At 73.9% G+C, this 19,131-nt stretch carries 15 protein-coding genes; 6 read left to right on the top strand and 9 right to left on the bottom strand.

Going from position 1 to position 19,131, the window contains the following annotated elements; genetic code table 11:
* The first annotated feature begins 13 nt into the window (after positions 1 to 13).
* Positions 14 to 379, top strand: a complete 366-nt coding sequence (locus OG587_RS41020; RefSeq protein WP_329084235.1) for a VOC family protein — start codon at positions 14 to 16, stop codon at positions 377 to 379.
* Between the two features lie 270 nt (positions 380 to 649).
* Here OG587_RS41020 and OG587_RS41015 read toward each other — a convergent pair whose 3' ends face one another.
* Complete coding sequence (locus OG587_RS41015) at positions 650 to 3,145, bottom strand: DNA gyrase/topoisomerase IV subunit A (protein WP_329084234.1); 2,496 nt, start codon at positions 3,143 to 3,145, stop codon at positions 650 to 652.
* A 216-nt stretch (positions 3,146 to 3,361) separates the two neighbouring features.
* The gene (locus OG587_RS41010) at positions 3,362 to 3,976 is read right to left on the bottom strand and encodes a GNAT family N-acetyltransferase (RefSeq protein WP_329084233.1); all 615 of its coding nucleotides are present in this window, start codon (positions 3,974 to 3,976) and stop codon (positions 3,362 to 3,364) included.
* A 442-nt stretch (positions 3,977 to 4,418) separates the two neighbouring features.
* On the opposite strand from OG587_RS41010, the gene OG587_RS41005 reads away from it, so the two are divergent.
* Positions 4,419 to 6,488 (top strand): RecQ family ATP-dependent DNA helicase, encoded by a 2,070-nt coding sequence (locus OG587_RS41005; RefSeq protein ID WP_329094160.1) that lies wholly within the window; start codon positions 4,419 to 4,421, stop codon positions 6,486 to 6,488.
* A gap of 191 nt (positions 6,489 to 6,679) precedes the next feature.
* Here the strand turns inward: OG587_RS41005 and OG587_RS41000 are convergent, their stop codons facing one another.
* On the bottom strand, positions 6,680 to 6,955 hold the full coding sequence (locus tag OG587_RS41000; protein WP_329084232.1) for a hypothetical protein: 276 nt from the start codon (positions 6,953 to 6,955) through the stop codon (positions 6,680 to 6,682).
* A 95-nt stretch (positions 6,956 to 7,050) separates the two neighbouring features.
* Positions 7,051 to 7,944, bottom strand: a complete 894-nt coding sequence (locus OG587_RS40995) for a carbohydrate kinase family protein (RefSeq protein ID WP_329084231.1) — start codon at positions 7,942 to 7,944, stop codon at positions 7,051 to 7,053.
* Positions 7,945 to 8,150: 206 nt separating this feature from the next.
* Here OG587_RS40995 and OG587_RS40990 point away from each other — a divergent pair, with 206 nt between their 5' ends.
* Positions 8,151 to 10,769, top strand: coding sequence for a bifunctional acetate--CoA ligase family protein/GNAT family N-acetyltransferase (locus tag OG587_RS40990; protein ID WP_329084230.1), 2,619 nt, complete (start codon positions 8,151 to 8,153; stop codon positions 10,767 to 10,769).
* On the opposite strand, the gene OG587_RS40985 is transcribed toward OG587_RS40990, so the two are convergent.
* Positions 10,766 to 11,305, bottom strand: coding sequence for a hypothetical protein (locus OG587_RS40985; RefSeq protein ID WP_329084229.1), 540 nt, complete (start codon positions 11,303 to 11,305; stop codon positions 10,766 to 10,768). The genes OG587_RS40990 and OG587_RS40985 overlap by 4 nt on opposite strands.
* 478 nt (positions 11,306 to 11,783) lie before the next feature.
* On the opposite strand from OG587_RS40985, the gene OG587_RS40980 reads away from it, so the two are divergent.
* The 3 genes from OG587_RS40980 to OG587_RS40970 are packed head-to-tail and all read left to right on the top strand — an operon-like array spanning position 11,784 to position 14,371.
* Positions 11,784 to 12,374, top strand: coding sequence for a DUF5998 family protein (locus tag OG587_RS40980; RefSeq protein ID WP_329084228.1), 591 nt, complete (start codon positions 11,784 to 11,786; stop codon positions 12,372 to 12,374).
* A complete protein-coding gene (locus tag OG587_RS40975; RefSeq protein WP_329084227.1) occupies positions 12,371 to 13,486 on the top strand; it encodes an alkaline phosphatase family protein in 1,116 nt (371 codons plus the stop codon). Before OG587_RS40980 ends, OG587_RS40975 begins: the two co-directional genes overlap by 4 nt.
* A gap of 48 nt (positions 13,487 to 13,534) precedes the next feature.
* Positions 13,535 to 14,371, top strand: a complete 837-nt coding sequence (locus OG587_RS40970; RefSeq protein ID WP_329084226.1) for a sulfurtransferase — start codon at positions 13,535 to 13,537, stop codon at positions 14,369 to 14,371.
* A gap of 79 nt (positions 14,372 to 14,450) precedes the next feature.
* Here the strand turns inward: OG587_RS40970 and OG587_RS40965 are convergent, their stop codons facing one another.
* Genes OG587_RS40965 through OG587_RS40950 form a run of 4 tightly spaced genes read right to left on the bottom strand, consistent with a single transcriptional unit; the run spans position 14,451 to position 19,097 of the window.
* On the bottom strand, positions 14,451 to 16,925 hold the full coding sequence (locus tag OG587_RS40965) for a CHAT domain-containing protein (protein WP_329084225.1): 2,475 nt from the start codon (positions 16,923 to 16,925) through the stop codon (positions 14,451 to 14,453).
* On the bottom strand, positions 16,926 to 17,390 hold the full coding sequence (locus OG587_RS40960) for a hypothetical protein (RefSeq protein WP_329084224.1): 465 nt from the start codon (positions 17,388 to 17,390) through the stop codon (positions 16,926 to 16,928). It abuts the gene before it with no gap.
* The gene (locus OG587_RS40955) at positions 17,387 to 17,995 is read right to left on the bottom strand and encodes an RNA polymerase sigma factor (protein ID WP_329084223.1); all 609 of its coding nucleotides are present in this window, start codon (positions 17,993 to 17,995) and stop codon (positions 17,387 to 17,389) included. Before OG587_RS40955 ends, OG587_RS40960 begins: the two co-directional genes overlap by 4 nt.
* A 34-nt stretch (positions 17,996 to 18,029) precedes the next feature.
* Positions 18,030 to 19,097, bottom strand: coding sequence for a S8 family peptidase (locus OG587_RS40950; RefSeq protein WP_329084222.1), 1,068 nt, complete (start codon positions 19,095 to 19,097; stop codon positions 18,030 to 18,032).
* Positions 19,098 to 19,131: the final 34 nt, after the last annotated feature.

Here is a 19,131-nt window from a genome sequence, read left to right as displayed (position 1 = left end):
TTTGGGAGGAAGCATGGGAATCGCACAGCTGAGGTCGATCGTCCTCGACTGTCCAGACCCCAAGCAACTGGCCGACTTCTACAGCGCCCTCCTGGGCTGGAAGATCGCCAGCGTCGAGGACGACTGGGTGGTGGTCACCGGGGGCAGGCCCGGACGGCTCTGCTTCCAGCGGGTCCCCGACTACCGGCCGCCGGAGTGGCCCACCACCGAACGGTCCCAGCAGTTCCACCTCGATCTGACGGTTGAGAACCTCGACGAGGCCGAAAAGGAGGCGCTGGCGCTCGGCGCGTCCAAACACCCGTACCAGCCGGGCGAGGACGAGGGTTTCCGGGTCTTTCTCGACCCCGCCGGACACCCGTTCTGCCTGTGCGTCGACTGACCGTCCTGCGCGATCTCAGGGCCTCCGTGCCGATCGGGCCTCTCGCCGTGATCTCGGCTTCGCGATCGACCGGCCTCCGGGTGATGTCAGGGCCTTACGGTCCGGACGGAAGCCTCACGACACAGGGTCTTACGGCCGGAGGTGTCTCCCGAAGGCCCCGCGGTCCGCTGACCGCCTCGCGTGATCTCAGGGCCTCCCCGGGCCCGCCGTACCCGGCCCCGGGAGCTCCCGCCGTCCTGGCGGGGGCTCCCGGGGTTTCGTTCGCGGGGGTCACGCCTCCGGGGCGGGAGCCGCTCCGGAGCCCTGCTCGCCGTCTCCGGCGCCAAGGGCGCCGCCCACGGCCGACACGGTGTGGGTGAGCCGTACACCGGAGCCGTCACGGCGGCCCAGCTCCTCGGGGAGAGGCACGGGCTTGCCGACGGCCGAGACCGCGCGGGCCGGGCCGGGACCCGCCCAGGCGAGCAGCAGGACGTCCTCGCCCTTGAGGAACCGCTGGACGCGGACCCCGCCGGTGCCCCGGCCCTTCGGCGGGTATTCGGCGAAGTCGGAGACCTTGGCGCCGCCGATCTGGGTGCCGGGCAGTGCCGTCGAGGAACCGGCGATCGTCACGACCTGTGACTCGCGGGCGGGATCGACCGCGCCGAACCAGATCGCCGTGGTGTCGCCGTCCAGCCGTACACCGGCCATGCCGCCCGCGGGGCGGCCCTGCGGGCGGACGACGGAGGCGGAGTAGCGCAGCAACTGGGCCTCGGAGGTGATGAAGACGAGATCGTGGTCCTCGCTCTCCAGCTCCACCGCGCCCACCACGGTGTCGCCCTCCTTGAGGGTGATCACCTCGAAGTCGTCGCGGTTGGCCGGGTAGTCGGGGACGACCCGCTTGACCACCCCCTGCACCGTGCCCAGCGCCAGGCCGGGCCCGTCGGGATCGAGCGAGCCGATGCCGACGACCGTCTCGCCCGGGTTGAAGGTGACGTACTCCGAGACCGGGTGGCCGCCGGACAGCGACGGCGGGTTGGCCGAGCGGGGCAGCGTGGGCAGGTCGACCACCTGGACCCGGATCATCCGCCCCTGGTTGGTGACCACGCCCACCTCACCCCTGACCGTGCTCCGCACGGCGGAGATCAGCACGTCGTGGGCCGAGCGGTCACCGTCACCGGCGAGCGGCGAGGCGTCGAACGTGCGGGCCAGCAGGCCGGTGGAGGAGAACAGCACCAGGCAGGGGTCGTCGGCCACCTCCAGGGGGGCCGAGACGTTCCTCACGACCCCCGAGGACTCCAGCAGCACCGTACGGCGCGGGGTACCGAAGGTCTTCGAGACCTGGGCGAGCTCGTCGGAGACGACCTTGCGGAGCTTGTCGTCGGAGGACAGGATCGCGGTCAGCTCGGCGATCTCGTCGCGCAGGGTCTGGCTCTCGCGGTCGAGCTCCAGCTTGTCGTAGCGGGTCAGGCGGCGCAGCGGGGTGTCGAGGATGTAGTTGGCCTGGATCTCCGAGAGCTCGAAGACCTCCGTCAGGCGCTCGCGGGCCTGGGCGGAGTTGTCGGAGGAGCGGATGACCTGGATGACCTCGTCGATGTTGAGCAGGGCGACGACGAGGCCCTCGACGAGGTGCAGGCGCTCCTCGCGCTTGCGCCGGCGGTAGAGCGAGCGGCGGCGGACCACATTGATGCGGTGGTCGACGTAGACCTGGAGCAGCTCGCGCAGGCCCAGCGTGCGCGGCTCGCCGTCGACCAGGGCGACGTTGTTGATGCCGAAGGTCTCCTCCATCGGCGTGAGCCGGTAGAGCTCCTCCAGCACGGCCTCGGGGATGAAGCCGTTCTTGATCTCGATGACCAGGCTGAGGCCCTTGTGCCGGTCGCTGAGGTCCTTGAGGTCGGAGATGCCCTGGAGCTTCTTGGCGGTGACCAGCTCCCTGATCTTGGTGACCACGCGCTCGGGGCCGACGTTGAAGGGCAGCTCGGTGACGACGATGCCCTTGCGGCGGGGGCTGACCTGCTCGATGGCGCACTTGGCGCGCATCCGGAAGGTGCCCCGGCCCTTGGTGTACGCGTCGCGGATGCCGTCGAGGCCGATGATCGTGCCGCCGGTGGGCAGGTCGGGGCCGGGGACGAACCGCATCAGGTCGTCGAGCGTCGCGTCCGGCTTCTTGATCAGATGGCGGGCGGCGGCGACGACCTCCACGAGGTTGTGCGGCGCCATGTTGGTGGCCATACCGACCGCGATGCCGGTGGCACCGTTGACCAGCAGGTTGGGGAAGGCCGACGGCATGACCGTGGGCTCGGTCTCCTGGCCGTCGTAGTTGGGCTTGAAGTCGACCGTGTCCTCGTCGATCGACTGGACCACGGCCATCGCCGCCGAGGCCAGCCGGGCCTCGGTGTAGCGCATCGCGGCGGGCATGTCGTCGGGGGAGCCGAAGTTGCCGTGCCCGTCGATGAGCGGCAGGCGCATCGAGAACGGCTGGGCCATGCGGACCAGCGCGTCGTAGATGGCGGTGTCGCCGTGCGGGTGGAGCTTGCCCATCACGTCGCCGACGACGCGCGACGACTTGACGTGGCCCCGGTCGGGCCGCAGGCCCATCTCGCTCATCGAGTAGAGGATCCGGCGCTGGACCGGCTTGAGGCCGTCCCTGGCGTCCGGCAGCGCCCGCTGGTAGATGACCGAGTATGCGTATTCGAGGAAGCTGGTGCGCATCTCGGTGGAAACGTCGATGTCGACGATCCGCTCCTCGAAGCCCTCGTCGGTCGGGGGTGTGGTCGTCCGTCGAGCCATCTGATTTCCTGCGCGCGCGCCCCGGCCGTCAGGCCGGGGGGAGGCGCATCCTCCTTCTGTCTTCGTGGTCCAACCGTTGGCGCCGGCTCCCCGGGGAGCCTTGGCCGGGATGTCCGGCGGGAGACCGGTGACGGGGGCGACCGGGCATCGTACCGAGACTCGATACCATACCCAGCCCATCCGACACTTCCGGGCCTTCCGGCCTGCCCGCGGGTGCTAGGGCCGTTCCGGCGGGGTGCCGGAGGCGGCGGAGAATCCCCGAGTCCGGGGGCCCGCCCCCGGCCAGGGGCCGGGGGTCTCGCCCTCGTGCTCGTCGCCGGGCACGTTCACCTTGGTGTCGTAGACCCTGAAACCGCGCGCCCGGTAGTTGGCGAGCGCCACCGGGCTGTCGAGGGAGCAGGTGTGCAGCCAAACCCGCCGGGTCGGCTCCCGCTCCGGCTGCCGGTCGGCCAGGTCCCAGGCCCTCGCCGCGCCGATCTCCAGCAGGTGACCGCCGATGCCCTTGCCGATCGCCCACGCGAGGAGACCAAAGGAGTTGATCTCGACCGCCGCGTCCTCCTGGGGGACGAGCTCGACGTAGCCCGCGGGGGTGCCGCGGTGGTAGGCCACCCAGGTCTCCACGCCGCCGGCCAGCCAGTCCGCCCACTCGTCCCAGGTCCACGGCAGCTTGTTGGTCCAGTGCCAGTCTCCGCCGACGGCCGTGGTGAGGAACCGGCTGAACTCGGGTGAGGGCAGCTCGGCGCGCACGATGTCGACCTCGACCGACGGCGGCTTGGCGGGCAGCAGGTCCGAGCGGGAGGTCTGTTCGAGGTACCAGGTGGTGACGTCCATAGTGGATGCATCAAATCACGGCGCGGAGCCCATCATGTCCCCAGCTCCCGGCACCGCACGTCCGGTGGCGCCGACGAAACGGGCTGCGGCCTCCGGACGGCCCCCCGCCACCCGCCCGCCGGGCCTCCGGATGAATCCCCGGCCACCCGCCCGCCGGGCCTCCCGGCGGCCCTCGTCCGCCTGCCCGCCGCCCTCCGGAGGTGCCCCGGCCGCTCGCCCGCCGGGGGCCGGGAAGCTCGCCGACGGACCCTCGCACCCTCTCCCGGCGAATCCCCCGCACCCCCTCCGGCACGGGACGCGCCGGGCGATCCACCCCTCTCCGGTGAGGGCGCGCGCCGGGCTCCACACCCCTCTCGGTACGGCATGTGCGGCACGTGTGTGCCGTACCGGGGGAAAACAGTCGGCGAGACCTGGTACCAATGACCGGGTGAGCGAAGAGCTGATGCTGCGCGAAGAGGCCGAGGAGCGGCTACGGGCGCTCGCCGGGGAGCACGCCCGGCTGCGCGAGGACCAGTGGGCGGCCATCAAGGCACTGGTCATGGACCGGCGCCGGGTGCTCGTGGTGCAGCGCACCGGCTGGGGCAAGTCGGCGGTCTACTTCATCGCCACCGCGCTCCTGCGCGAGCTGGGCGAGGGGCCGACCGTCATCGTGTCGCCGTTGCTGGCCCTGATGCGCAACCAGATCGCCGCCGCCGAGCGCGCCGGGATCACCGCGGTCACGGTCAACTCGGCCAACCCCGAGGAGTGGGAGCAGATCTACAACCAGGTCGCCGAGGGCGCGGTCGACGTGCTGCTCGTCAGCCCCGAGCGGCTCAACAACCCCGACTTCCGCGACCACGTGCTGCCCGAGCTGGCCGAGAGCGCGGGCCTGATCGTGGTCGACGAGGCACACTGCATCTCCGACTGGGGCCACGACTTCCGTCCCGACTACCGGCGGCTGCGCACGCTGTTCGAGGAGCTCACCGAGGGCGTGCCGATCCTCGCGACCACCGCCACGGCCAACGCCAGGGTCACCCGCGACGTCGCCGAGCAGATGGGCGAGGAGACGCTCGTGCTGCGCGGCGCGCTGGAGCGCGACAGCCTCCATCTCGGGGTCGTGCGCCTGCGCGGCGCCGAGCAGCGCCTGGCCTGGCTCGCCCAGACGCTGCACGAGCTCCCCGGTTCCGGCATCGTCTACACGCTCACCGTGGCCGCCGCCCAGGAGATCGCCGCCTACCTGCGCGAGCAGGGCCACGAGGTGGTCGCCTACTCCGGGCAGACCGAGCAGGCCGAGCGGCTCGCGGCCGAGCAGGCGCTGCTCGACAACAAGATCAAGGCGCTGGTCGCGACCTCCGCGCTGGGCATGGGCTACGACAAGCCCGACCTCGGCTTCGTCGTGCACGTCGGCGCTCCCCAGTCCCCGGTGGCCTACTACCAGCAGGTCGGCCGTGCGGGCCGAGGGGTCGAGCGTGCCGAGGTGATCCTGCTGCCCGGCGCGGAGGACCGCGACATCTGGGCCTACTTCGCCTCGCTGGCCTTCCCGCCCGAGCCCGTCGTGCGCACCGTGCTGGCCGCGCTGGAGGAGGGCGGCGTGATGTCCACGGCCGCCCTGGAGAACCGGGTGGACCTCAGCCGGAGCCGCCTGGAGACCATGCTGAAGGTCCTCGACGTCGACGGCGCGGTGCACCGGGTCAAGGGCGGCTGGGAGTCCACCGGCGAGCCCTGGGCGTACGACGCCCCGCGCTACGCCAGGGTCGCCGCCGAGCGGGAGGCCGAGCAGCGGGCCATGCTCGACTACCTCGACACCACCGGCTGCCGCGAGGAGTTCCTGCGCCGTCGCCTCGACGACGACACCGCCGCCCCCTGCGGGCGCTGCGACAACTGCACCGGCACCCACCGCTCGCCCGAGGTGGACGAGCGGGCCGTACGGTCGGCCGCCGACCGGCTCCAGCGGCCCGGGGTGGACATCGAGGCCCGCAGGCAGTGGCCGACCGGGCTGGCCGATCTCAAGGGCCGGATCAAGCCGGAGCTGGGCGCCGAGCCCGGGAGGGTGCTGGGCAGGCTCACCGACATCGGCTGGGGCAACCGCCTGCGCGGCCTCCTCGCCGACGGCGCCCCCGACGAGCCGGTCCCCGACGACGTCTTCGCCGCCGTGATCAAGGTGCTGTCGTCCTGGGAGTGGGCCCAGCGCCCGGTCGGCGTCGTCGCGGTGCCCTCGGAAAGCCGCCCCCGGCTCGTCCGCAGCCTGGCCGAGCGGCTGGCCCAGGTGGGGCGCCTGACCTATCTGGGCGACCTCGGTTACCGGGCGGGCCCGCCCGGACGGCAGTTCAACAGCGCGCAGCGCGTCCAGGCGATCCGGGGCACCCTCGCCATGCCCGCCGCCCTGGGCGCGGCCGTCGCCGGGGCCGGAGGTCCGGTCCTGCTCGTCGACGACCTGGTCGACACCGGCTGGACGATGACGCTGGGAGCCGCGATGCTCCGCCACGCCGGGGCCCCCGCCGTGCTGCCCCTCGCCCTCGCGGTCACCAGCTAGGGACGAGCGTCCGGCGCGCCCGGACCGCCGCGAGCCGAGCGGCGGACGGGCCCGGCACGACGCGCGGGGGCGTGCCACGCGGCGAGAGGGCCCGCGTGCATGGGTTCCCCAAACGCGGGCTTCCGGAAAAACGCGGCCCTCGGAAAAACGCGGGCCTCGGGAAGGTGCGGCCCTCGGGAAGGTGCGGGTTTTCAGGGAAGCCCGAGATCGACGTGGTCGGAGAAGGCGTGGCTGACGTGCACGCCGGACAGGTCCGGTTCCGTGACGAGGATCCGGCGCATCACCACGGGCAGGTTGCCCAGCCCGAACGGCGACTGCCCGGTCGCCGCGAACGCCATGGTCCCGGCCCAGGCGAACACGCCGCACGCCGGTCCGACCTCCTGCTCGTGGAACTGCGCGGGCGCCATGTAGGCGGGCGTGCCGACCAGGTCCGGGTCACCCGGCCGCAGAGGGCGGGGCTCCGGCATGCGTCACTCCAGGGGGTCTCCGCGAACGTGGTCCGGCCACAGTATTGGATCTCCGGCTGGAGCGGAGAATCCGGAGAGACACCCGCGCGGGCGGGTCAGAGGCGCGGCCGGGCACCCAGGTGCGAGATGGCCCGGGAGGCCAGGTGGCAGCCGGAGGCGAGGGCCTCGGCCGGGGGCTTGCCGCCCAGCCAGGCGGGCAGGAAGCCCGCGGTGAAGGCGTCACCGGCACCGGTGCCGTCGACCACGCGCTCCACGGTCTCGGCGGGGACCCTGATCGGGTCGGGGCGGTTGTTGGCGTACCAGAGCGCGCCCTCGTCGCGGAGCTTCACGACGACCTGCGGGAACCAGGCGGTGAGGACCTTGGCGGCGGCGGCCGGGTCGTCGCGGCCGGTCAGGACCTTCGCCTGGTCGGAGTTGGCGAACAGCAGCTTGGCGCTCTGCGTCCACTCCAGGAAGGGCTCGGCGCCGGTGCGCTCCAGCGGGGCGGAGGAGGAGCAGTCGACCGAGACGGACATCCCCGAGCGGCGGGCCATCTCCAGGGCGGCCATACCGGCGTCGCGGGAACCCTCGTTGATGAGGGTGTAGCCGGACAGGTGCAGGTGCCCGCCCTGGGCGAACAGGTCGCGGGGCAGGTCCTCGGGGGACAGGGCCGCGTTCGCGCCGGGGTCGGACAGCATGGTCCGCTCGCCCTTGTGGGTGACGAGCACCACGCAGGTGCCGGTCGGGCGCTCGGGATCCATGACGAGGCGGGCGTCGACGCCGTACCCCATCAGCTCCATGTCGCGGTTACGGCCCGTGATGTCGGCGCCGCGTCGCCCGATGAAGGCGACCTCCGTGCCCTCGACGGCGAGCCAGGAGGCGATGTTGGCACCCGAACCACCGCCGTGCATGGTGACGATCGCCGGTGTGTCACTGGCCCGGGCCAGCGGGTAACGAGCCCGCGCGACCGCGTCGGTCATGAGATCGCCCACCACGACCACCCGCGTCATGATGTCACCACCTTCTTCGATGCCGACGTGCCTCTAGACATGCTTCAAGCCATACCTCTGGTCGTGCCTCTAACCGCGAAAAACTTAACAGCTTCCGGCCAGCGTATGGGGTCTTGACCGGACACCGGACCATAGTCGATGCACAAGCGTTGCGTGAATTCGTCCAGGTGGTCTGTCATGTGAGATTCGCGTCTACTCTCGGGACTGTGGAGGCTGCTCAGTATCCCGCCCACTGGGAGGCGGACGTCGTCCTGTCGGACGGTGGCACCGCCCATGTACGCCCGATTCGGCCCGCCGACGCCGACCGGTTGCGTTCCTTCTACGGCCGGCTGTCCGACGAGTCGATCTACTTCCGTTTCTTCGGCCCCCGGCCGCGGCTGTCGGAGCGGGAGATCACCTGGTTCACCAACGTCGACTACGAGAGCCGCGTGGCGCTGATCGCCACGATCGGCACCGAGATGGTGGCGGTCATCCGCTACGACCGGATCGAGCCCGGTGAGGCCGAGGTCGCCTTCCTCGTCGAGGACGCCCACCAGGGCCGCGGGGTCGCCTCCGTGCTCCTCGAACACCTGGCCGCCACCGCCAGGGAGAAGGGCATCGCCCGCTTCGTCGCCGACGTGCTACCCGCCAACCAGAAGATGATGGCGGTGCTCAAGCAGGTCGGCTACACCGCGCAGAGCCGCTTCGCCGACGGCGTGGTCAGGATGACCCTCGACCTCACCCCGACCGAGACCGCCCAGGAGGTGACCGCCTCCCGCGAGCACCGCGCCGAGTCCCGCTCCATCGAACGGCTGCTCTCACCGGGCTCGGTGGCGGTCGTGGGAGCGGGCCGCGAACCGGGCGGCGTCGGCCAGACCGTGCTGCGCAACCTGCTCGGCGCCGACTTCACCGGCCCGGTCTACCCCGTGCACCGCGAGGCGCGGGCCGTCGCGGGGGTGCGGGCCTACCCGAGCGTGACGGCCATCGACGGCGAGGTGGACCTCGCCGTGCTCGCCGTACCCGCCGACGGGGTGATCGACGTGGTCAAGGAGTGCGCGGAGAAGGGGGTACGCGGGCTGATCGTGGTCTCCTCGGGGTTCGGCGAGACCGGCGCCGAGGGCCGGGCCAGGCAGGACGAGCTGGTGCGCATCGCCCGCGCGTACGGCCTGCGGGTCGTCGGCCCCAACTGCCTCGGCGTCGCCAACACCGACCCCGCGGTACGGCTGAACGCCACGCTCGCCGCCACCCTCCCCGGGCTCGGCCGGGTCGGCTTCTTCAGCCAGTCGGGCGCCCTGGGCACCGCGCTGCTGCAGCGGGTGGCCCAGCGCGGCATGGGGATCTCCTCGTTCGTCTCGGCGGGCAACCGCGCCGACGTGTCGGGCAACGACCTGCTCCAGTACTGGGAGGAGGATCCGCGGACCGACGTGATCCTGCTCTACCTGGAGTCGCTGGGAAACCCCCGCAAGTTCGCCCGCCTCGCGCGGCGCATCTCGCGCCGCAAGCCGATCGTGGTCGTCAAGAGCGGCGGCACCACCCAGGACGTGCCCACCGGCCACGCCGCGCCCGTGCTCGGCCTGCCCGACACCGCGCTCAGCGCGCTGTTCGAGCAGGCCGGGGTGATCAGGGTCGACGACCTGATCCAGCAGTTCGACGTGGCGCAGCTGCTGGCCTACCAGCCGCTGCCCGCCGGGCCCAGGGTGGGACTGGTCAGCAACTCCGACGCGATGGCGCTCCTGGCGGCCGACGCCTGCGTGCGGGTGGGCCTGGAGCCCCGGCCGCCGGTCAACCTCGGCGCGCGGGCCTGCGCGGAGGAGTTCGGCGCGGCGCTGGCCTCGGTGATCCCGGACGTGGACGCCGTGGTCGCGATCTACATGCCGCCCATCCCCGGCAACGGGGCGGAGGTCGCCGCCGAGTTGCTGCGCGCCTCCCGCGACTGCGGCAAACCGGTGCTGGCCACCTTCGAGGGCAAGATCGGCATGCTCGACGAGCTGCGGGTCGGCGCCGTACCCGGCCGGGGCTCCATCCCCTCGTACGCGGCGCCGGAGGAGGCGGTCCGCGCGCTCGCCCACGTCGTGCGGCACGCGCGCTGGCTGGAGCAGCCCGCGGGACTGCCCGAGGAGCTCGAGGGCGTCGACGCCGGCGCCGCGCGTGACCTCGTGCTCGCGACGCTCACGGACGCCCCGGCCGAGATCGACGCCTCGGAACTGCTCGCCCACTACGGGGTGGAGGTCTGGCCGTCGGAGACGGTGGAGTCACCGGAGGAGGCCGTCGAGGTGGCGTCGAGGCTCGGCTGGCCGGTCGTGCTGAAGGCCGCGGGCCCCGAGGCGGCCAAGCGCGCCGGGACCGTACGTCTCGGGCTGTCGGGTCCCGACGGGGTGCGCGACGCCTACGCCGACCTGACGCGCCAGCTCGAACCCGAGGCCGTGCTCGCGGTGCAGCGCATGGCGCCGCAGCCCGCGGTGCCGACCGTGGCCGGGGTGATGGACGACCCCGCCTTCGGCGCGGTGGTCTCCTTCGGGCTCGGCGAGATCACCGCGCGGCTGCTGCGCGACGAGGCGTACCGTCTGGCCCCGCTGACCAGGGAGGACGCCGTGGCGCTGGTGAGGTCGCCGCGCGCCGCGCCCCTTCTTCTCGGCGAGTACGGCTACCCGCCGGTCGCCGTCGAGGCGCTGGAGGACCTGCTGATCCGGCTCGGGCGGCTGGCGGACGACCTCCCCGAGGTGGCGCGGCTCACCCTCGACCCGGTGCTGGTGGGGGAGTCCGGGGCGATCGTGCTGGGCGCCCGCGCCGTACTTCGCAGCCACGAGGGCCCGCGCCCCGACGGCGGTCCCCGGCGCCTCGGCTAACCCGTCCGCCGGAGCGCGGGGACGATCTGGACCGTGCTGGCGACGGTGGCGGGCGCGGGACCGGTCTCCATGGCGGTCTCCGGGCTGCTTTCCTGGCCGGGATCGACCGTGTCCATGCCGTCCATGCCGTCCATGCCGTCGACGTGGACGGCCCTGCCGGACGCGGTCAGCGTCCCCGAGGCGTTCCGCGACACGGCCACGCCGACCGTGATCCGGGGAAGCTGGAATCCGGGGGCGGCCAGGTCGCGCGTGTCGCAGTCGACGACCCCGGCCGTGATCCGGCAGCTCCAGCCCGTGCCCGAGGCGCGTACCGGGGTCAGGCCCGAGGGGAAGTGGTAGGTGACCTCGGTCGGACGGGTGATCCCGGCGGAGCCGGGGCTCGCGGTGACGTCGATGGAGAACGTGCCGGTGCCGCCGGCCTCGAACGGGCCGTCGTGAACCGTGGTGAGGACCAGGTCACCGGGGAAGTCCGCCGAGATGGGCGGGCTCACGGCGGTCGCCGCCGCGGTCGTCATGGCGGCCGTCACGATGGTCACCGGGAGGGCCGCCGCGAGGCGCGAGAGGCCGGTCCGCCGCGCCGGCCCGCCCCGTCCCGGCGGGTCCGGCCGCGCCGGCCCGGCCCGTTCCACTGAATCCGGATCCTCGCCGGTCATATTCCCTCGCCCCCGATTCCGGTAGGGATTCACCGTTTCCAATTCGGAAGCGGTGAAAAGCAATCCGAGATATGTGAAACAAGGTGAGAAATACGTGGAATCGCCCGTTACCGCTGCCCGCGGGACGCCGCGCGCACGCCACCCCCACCACTGCTCCCGGTAACCCCGAAAGGATCGCGCCAAACCGATCGGAGGGGAAAGTCACCGGCAGGAACGGCTACCCGGAGGCACCCGGACCGCCCCCGATGGCGCTTTCACGGCCGGAAAAAGGCGATGGCGGACCGCATCACGATTTGCACCGCCGGCCGAAGCTCAGGTGCTCCCGGTGAAAGCGCTGCCCCGGACAGGGCAGGATGGACCCATGAGGGAAACCCGACTCTCGTCCGCCGGCCTGCGTGACGCCATCGACCGCAGTGGCTACTATCCCGACCTGGTCGCCGACGCGGTCGAGTCCGCGCTCGGCAAGGAGCAGGTGGGCGCCTACGTCGTGCATCACGAGGCCACCTTCGACCCGGCCATGGAGGTGCGCAGGCACGTCACCGTGCTGGTGCTCTCACCCACCCGGCTGCTCGTCTGCCACACCGACGAGCACCCCCCGGTGGAGGGGGTCTCGGCGTCCCACGCCTCCACGACCACCGAGGCCGTGCGCCTCAGCCGGATCCAGTCGGTCGCGGTCACCCGGGTCGTCCCCGACCCCGCCTCCTACGTGCCCGGAGTGCCGCCCACGGAGGTCACGCTCACCATCGGCTGGGGAGCCATCTCCCACGTCGACCTGGAGCCGGCCACCTGCGGCGACGACAACTGCGAGGCCGACCACGGATACACCGGCGCGATCACGGCCGACGACCTCTCCCTGCGGGTGAGCGAGGCGGCCGACGGGCCGGAGGCCGTCTCCCACGTGCTGGCCTTCGCCAAGGCACTGTCGGAGGCCACCGCCCGCACCGCCTCGTGAACCCCCTGATCCCCGCGTACGGGACGGCCTCGCTCGCGGACCTCTCCTCCTCGCTGCTCGCCGCGGTCGGGGTGGACGGCGACAACCCGCTGGATCTCGCCCCGGCCGAGCGGGTCCTGCTGTTCCTCGTCGACGGCATGGGCGCCGAGCTGCTCCGTGCCCACCCCGGCGTCGCGCCGTTCCTGTCCTCCATGCCCGGCGGGGTGCTCACCGCGGGCTTCCCCGCCACGACCGTGACCAGCCTGGCCGCCCTCGGCACCGGCCTGCCGCCGGGCGGGCACGGCATGCTCGGCTACCAGCTCGCCGTGCCCGGCGCCGGTTACCTGCTCAACTGCCTGCGCTGGACCACCCCCGGCCCCCTTGTCGAGCCCGGCGAGTGGCAGCCGGCCCCGACCGTCTACGAGCGCGCGGCGGCGGCCGGCGTCCCGGTCAGCTACGTCGGCCCGGCCAAGTTCGAGACCACCGGTTTCAACAGGGCCGTCTACCGGGGCGTGCGCTTCGTCGGGGCCGACGAGGTCGACGACCGGATCGCCGGGGTCCGCCACGCGCTGGCCGAGCCCCGGGCCCACGTCTCGGTCTACTACGGCGACCTCGACTCCGCCGGCCACGTCACCGGCTGGGGCTCCCCGGCCTGGCTCGGCCGGCTCGCCCTGGTCGACCGGATGGCCGAGCGGCTGGCGGAGACGCTCCCGCCGGGTTCGGCGATGTACGTCACCGCCGACCACGGCATGATCAACGTCACCGACCGCGTCGACGTCGACGCCCTCCCCGCGCTGCGCGAGGGCCTCGCCCTGCTCGGCGGGGAGAGCAGGGCCCGCCACCTCTACGCCGCCCCCGGCGCCTCGGCGGCGGTTCTCGACACCTGGCGCGACGTTCTCGCCGGGAAGGCCTGGGTGGTATCCAGGGAGGAGGCGGTCGAGTCCGGCTGGTTCGGGCCGGAGGTCCGCCGGGAATGGCTGCCCAGGATCGGCGACGTCCTCGCCGTCCCGTACACCGACTGCGCCATCGTCGCCTCGGTCGCCGAGCCGCACGAGGCGGGGTTCATCGGCTGCCACGGCTCGCTGACACCCGCCGAGCAGTACGTTCCTCTCCTGGAGACGAGCACCCGTTGACATCCTCCCCACGGCCGAAGCCGGGGGGCTCCACGCTGGAGGTATCCGATGAACCCGCTGATCACTCCCGCCGAGCTGGCGGGCCTGGCCGGGGTGAGCGTCCTCGACGTGCGCTGGAAGCTCGCCGTCCTGCCCACGGGGCCGGCCGGGATCGACTCCTACCGCGAGGGGCACATCCCCGGCGCCGTCTTCTGTGACCTGGAGACCGACCTGGCGGCCCACGCCGGGGAGGGGGGCAGGGGAGGCCGCCACCCGCTGCCCTCCGCCGAGGCGTTCCAGCAGGCGATGCGCCGGCTCGGCGTGTCCGGCTCCCGGAGCGTCGTCGTCTACGACGGGGCCGACTCCAGCGCGGCCGCCGCCCGCGCCTGGTGGCTCCTGCGCTACTTCGGCCACCCCGACGTGCGGGTCCTCGACGGCGGGCTGCGCGCCTGGGCCTCCGAGGGCCGGCCGGTCTCCGTCGAGGAGAGCCGTCCCGAGCCCGGCGACTTCGAGGCGCGGCCGGGCGGGATGCCGGTGCTCGACGCCGCGCGGGCCGGCGAGCTCGCCGCCGACGGGGTGCTGCTCGACGCCCGAGCCGCCGAGCGCTACCGGGGCGAGGTCGAGCCGATCGACCCGGTCGCCGGGCACATCCCGGGCGCGGTCAGCGCCCCCACCGGTGAGAACGTCGACCCCTCGGGCCGCTTCCACCTGCCCGACTTCCTGCGCGAACGCTTCAACACCCTGGGCGTCGTCCCCGGGGTGGAGGTCGGCGCCTACTGCGGATCCGGAGTGACGGCCGCGCACGAGGTGCTGGCCCTGGAGGTGGCCGGCATCCCGGCCGCGCTCTACGTCGGGTCGTGGTCCGACTGGGTGACCGACCCCTCCCGGCCGGTCGCCACGGGCTGACCGCCCCGGGCCACCGCCTCTCCACGGCCGGCCGTCCCGGGCGACCTGATCCTCCCGGCCGGCCGCCTTGAGCGACCGGTCACTCGCGGCCGGCCGTCGGCGGCCGATCCCCGCAGCCGAAGCAGACGAAGCCCGCCACGCCGGTCTTCCCGCTCGCGACGGCCAGCGCCCGCGCGGGCGGGTCACCGGCGGCCAGCGCCCCGTGGAAGGCGGTCATCAGCGTCAGCGTCTCCTCGTCGCGCACCGGCACCAGGCTGGCCACCACGCACCGCGTCCCCATCGACAGGAACGTGCCCGCCAGCCCCAGGGGCGCCCCGTCCGCCGGGGCGTGCGCCATCCCCGCGTCGCACGCCGACAGCACCACCAGGCCGGGCGGGGTGCGCAGCCGCAGCAGGTCGTACGCCATCAGCGGGCCGTCGTCGAGGTCGATGCTCGACAGCAGCGGGCTGCGCGGGGAGAACATCCCGTGCGCGGCCAGGTGGGCCACGTCGGCCCGCTCCAGCGCCGCCATCACCTCCGCCCGCCGCGCCGCCACCCGCTCCGTACCCCGATGGCACCCGCCGACCATGCGGGCCTCGGCCTCCGCGTACCGCAGCCCCGGTCCGGCCACCGCCACCGGCACCGCCGCCACCCTCCCGTCCCGTACGGCCGGCGCCCGCCGCCCGGCCAGCCAGGCGGCGGCGCTGGCCGCCACGGTCACCGGCCGGTCGGCGTTCATCGGCAGCAGCGGCCAGGGCAGGGTGTGCAGTGTCCCGGTCGGCACGATCACCAGCGGCCGGTCGCCCAGCCGGTCGCGCAGCGGGCCGAAGAGGAGCCGCTCCAGCTCCGCGGCCTCCGCGCCGGGCTCGGGGGCCCTCCCGTCGAGCAGGTGCGTCCTGCGCAGCCCGTACCGGAGGCGGACGGTGGCCTCGGCGACGGCGGGGAACGGGCCGAGGCGGCGCAGCGTCACCCGGTCCCGGGTGACCACGACGGCGACCAGATCGCCCTCGTGGCGGACGAACTCCACCAGGACCGACTCTCCGAGCGCCGCCCGCAGCGCGGCCGGGCGGGGCGCGAGCGGCCGTCCGGCACCTCCGGTGACCGCCCGCCACCGCTCGGCCCAGGTCAGGACCGCGCGGCCCCGCCCGGTCCGCATGGCCAGGGCCAGCCCGAACCCGGCCAGCGGCTCACCCGCCCTGGCGGCGTGCGCGCGTACCACCGGATCCTCGAACGTCCTCGTCCCGGCGCCCACCTCCGCCAGACCGGCCAGCACCGCGGCGAACGCCCCCCGCCGGTCTCCGGCCAGGGAGCGCAGCAGCGCCGTCGCCTGGAGGGCGACCACCCCGCGGCCCGAGCGGGCGAGGAGGGCGAGCTGGTGCTCGGCGGCCGGCCGGTCGCCCAGACCGAGCGAGACCTCGGCGGAGGTGAGCCTGAGCGCCGCCGAGGTGTCCCGGTGCCCGGCGGCGTCGAGGGCGTCGGCACACGAGAGCATCGTCGCGGGCAGCTCCGCCGAGGGCGGGTCCAGCGCGAGCCGGGCCCGCAGGAGGATCTCCTCGGCGACCGGCGCCAGGACCGCCCGCCCCTGCGCGGCCAGCTCGCGGGCGGCCAGTTCCGCGCTCTCCCGGGCGCGGCGCGGATCACCGGTGCGCAGCTCGACCCTGGCGAGCAGGAGGAGGGCCTCGGCCAGCGCCGTCCCGGCGCCCGCCGCCGCCAGCTCGGGAACCGCCATCTCCAGCAGGACCCGCGCCTCGCCGGGCAGATGGGCGGCGATCAGGGCCTCGGCCAGGTCGCAGCGCACCGTCGCCAGCCGCTCGGGGTAGCCGACCAGGATGTCCTCGGCGCGCCGGTAGGCGCTGAACGCGGCGGGCAGGTCACCGCGCCGCGCCGCCAGGAACGGCAGGTTGCCCTCGGCGAGCGCGAGAACGTGTTCCAGGCCCGCGTCCCTCGCCAGCTCCGCGCACCGGCTCAGGTCGGCCTCCGCCGCCCCGAACTCCCCGAGGAACACCCGGGCGAGCCCGCGGTTCAGCATCGCCCCGGCCAGGAACCTGACGTCGCCGCCGAGAACGGGCACGGCCCGGTCACAGTGGTCGACGGCCTCGCGGTAGCGGCCGAGCCGCGCCAGGGCCACGGCCCGGTGCACGCCCAGCTTGCCCACCTCGGCCGGGGTCAGGCCGGGCTCGGCGTCCGCGGCGACGGCCAGCGCCTGCTCCGGATGGCCCAGCTCCGTACGGACGTGGACCAGCGACAGCCGCGCCTGGGCCGCCCGGTGCGGCAGCCCCGCCGAGAGCGCGATCCGCACCGCCCGGCGCAGCCGCTCCTCGGCGAACGGCAGGTCGCCCAGCTCGCGCGCCGCCACCGCCAGCGCCCGGTGCGCCACCGCCTCGGCCTCGCAGTGCCCGCACCCCGCGAGGCGAGCCGCCGCGCCGCCCTCCGGGGCACCCGCCCGGCAGGACGCGGGAAGCGAGGCCAGCACGGTGCGGGCGAGAGCGAGGGCGCGGGCCGGGTCGCTGCCCGACAGGTCGACCGCGTGCTCGGCGTCGGCGAGTGCGTCGGCGAGTGCCTCGTCGAGGGTCACCTACGGGCGGATCCGGGTCCAGCTGGTGACCACGGGGGAGTCCCCGGGCCGGCGGCACACCACGCTGAACCAGCCCGGCGGCAGGCCGGTGACCGCGAACTGGCCCGTCGGGGACAGCGCGCGCGACTCGGTGAGGTGCAGGGTGCGGATCTCGACCAGCGTGCCCGCCTCGGGGCAGGGGGTGACCTGGCCCGCCAGGTCGACCAGGCCGTCCAGGGAGGTGATCTCCAGCTCCACCGTGAGCTCGGCGGCGGTGAACCTCAGCAGCCGGGGCTCCTCGGCGGACCGGACGCCTCGCGGTACGGGCGTGGCCACGGGGCGGGCCGTGGTGGCGTCGGGCAGCCGCAGGCCGAAGGCCGCGCGGGCGGCGTCCGTCACCCGCGCGGGCACCGGGTCACTCCCCGAGGCCAGGCGCAGCGCGGCTATCAGGGACTCGTCGTCGATCGCCGTCGGATGTCGCGTCACGGTGTCGCCTCCCGGGCGGTGAGCATGGTGCGGAGCCGGTTCAGGCAGCGGCCCCGGGTGGGGCCGTAGCTGCCGCTGGGCATGCCCAGGCGCCCGGCCAGCTGATGCACGCCCGCGTCGGGGGCCGTGGCCATCAGCCGGAACAGCGATCGGCACGGCTCGTGCATCTCGTCGACGGCCTGCCACAGGCGGCGGCCCTCGTCTGCGCTCAGCACGGTCAGCGCGGGATCGGCGTGCGCGTGCCCGGCGCCGGCCGGGGCGAGCCGCGCGTGCTCGGCGTTCGCGTGCTCGCCGGGGTCGGCGACCAGCCGCTCGCCCCGGTGCCGCCGGCTCAGTAGGGACGCCTCACGCTTGGCCGTGGTGAACAGCCAGGGACCGATCCTGTCGAGGTCGCGGATGGTGTGCAGGCTCTCCAGCAGCCGCAGCCAGGTGCCCTGCACCGCGTCGGCGGCGTCCGCCGGGCTCAGGTCGTAGGCGCGCACGGCCGACCACAGCAGCCCCGTGAAACGGGTGACCAGCGCGTCCCAGGCCGCCTGGTCGTCCACCGGGACGGCGTCGATCGTGCGCTGGTCGCTCACCGGCACCTCCAGGACCACGAAGAACACTCTGCGTGTTCACGCGAAGACTTTGGGTGAGACTTTAGCCGGGCATGGGCACGACGACTCCCAAATCGGGGATCCGTCTGGTCCCCGCCGGGTCGAGGACGTGCTTCACGGCCTCGGGGGAGGGCCGGTCCGCGCACGCCGCGGCGATCGCCCCGCTCACCAGGGCGGTGGCGAAGGAGGTCCCGCTCCAGCGCGCGTAGCCGTTGAACGGCCCGTGTTCGAGGAAGGTGCTGGACAGCCACTCGCCGCGGGCGCACGCGTCCACCCACGGGCCGTACGCCGAGAACGGGGCCCTCGCCCTCCCGTCCGCGTCCAGCGCCCCGACGGCGATCACCCCGGGTGACGCGGCGGGCCAGAAGGGGCGGTCGGAGGCGGTGTTGCCCGCGCAGGCCACCGTGACCGTACCGGCCAGTCCCTCCAGGGCGGCCTCCACGAGCGGGGAGGGGTGGTCGTCGAAGGTGTGCCCGCCGAAGGACAGGTTGAGCACCCGGGGCGGTTCGGCCCGCAGTCGCTCCAGGAGGCGCAGCAGCCCGGCCTCGTCCCCGACGCCGTGGCCGTCCAGCACCCGGATCGGCCGCAGCCGCGCCAGCGGGGCGGACCGCAGGACCAGCCCGGCTATGAACGTGCCGTGCCCCGCCTGGAGGTCCATCTCGCCGTCGCCGTCGGAGTCGGGCACCTCGTCGGCCTCCCGGCCCCGCTCCAGGAACCACGGGCTCTCCTGCCACCACGGGTGCTCCGCCAGGCCGGTGTCGGCCAGCGCCACCGTCACGGCGTCCGCCGCGCTCCCGGCCGGGACGGGCTCGGGCGCCGGGAGGGCGGCGCGGGGGAAGGGCCGGGAGGCCGGGCCCCCGAAGTAGAGCGGCTGGCCCGTCAGGATGTGGTTGGGGGAGGCGCGCACGCCCCGCGCCCGTACCGACGCCACCAGGTCGCAGACGTCCACGCCCGGCGAGAGCCGCACCCGGTAGATCCCCCCGATCTCGGTGACCGCGTCGGCCCAGCGGGCGGTGGTCGCGAGGCCCGAGGCGTCGGTCAGCATCTGGCCCTTCCTGATCAGGGCGGGCGAACCGGGGATGGGTTCGACCCGTTCGATACCGGTATTCATCTGGTCCTCCGGGGGCGCTCACCAGTTCGCGGGG

The organism is Streptosporangium sp. NBC_01469, from assembly GCF_036227305.1.
GTDB lineage: Bacteria > Actinomycetota > Actinomycetes > Streptosporangiales > Streptosporangiaceae > Streptosporangium.
Note: the sequence above shows the minus strand (reverse complement) of the source record. Positions and strands in the feature narration are given on the sequence as shown.

Bases quoted from the DNA above. Each gene is read 5' to 3' on its own strand.
- OG587_RS41020 (WP_329084235.1), top strand. From the start codon at position 14: ATGGGAATCGCACAGCTGAGGTCGATCGTCCTCGACTGTCCAGACCCC.
- OG587_RS41015 (WP_329084234.1), bottom strand. From the start codon at position 3,145: ATGGCTCGACGGACGACCACACCCCCGACCGACGAGGGCTTCGAGGAG.
- OG587_RS41010 (WP_329084233.1), bottom strand. From the start codon at position 3,976: ATGGACGTCACCACCTGGTACCTCGAACAGACCTCCCGCTCGGACCTG.
- OG587_RS41005 (WP_329094160.1), top strand. From the start codon at position 4,419: ATGCTGCGCGAAGAGGCCGAGGAGCGGCTACGGGCGCTCGCCGGGGAG.
- OG587_RS41000 (WP_329084232.1), bottom strand. From the start codon at position 6,955: ATGCCGGAGCCCCGCCCTCTGCGGCCGGGTGACCCGGACCTGGTCGGC.
- OG587_RS40995 (WP_329084231.1), bottom strand. From the start codon at position 7,944: ATGACGCGGGTGGTCGTGGTGGGCGATCTCATGACCGACGCGGTCGCG.
- OG587_RS40980 (WP_329084228.1), top strand. From the start codon at position 11,784: ATGAGGGAAACCCGACTCTCGTCCGCCGGCCTGCGTGACGCCATCGAC.
- OG587_RS40970 (WP_329084226.1), top strand. From the start codon at position 13,535: ATGAACCCGCTGATCACTCCCGCCGAGCTGGCGGGCCTGGCCGGGGTG.
- OG587_RS40950 (WP_329084222.1), bottom strand. From the start codon at position 19,097: ATGAATACCGGTATCGAACGGGTCGAACCCATCCCCGGTTCGCCCGCC.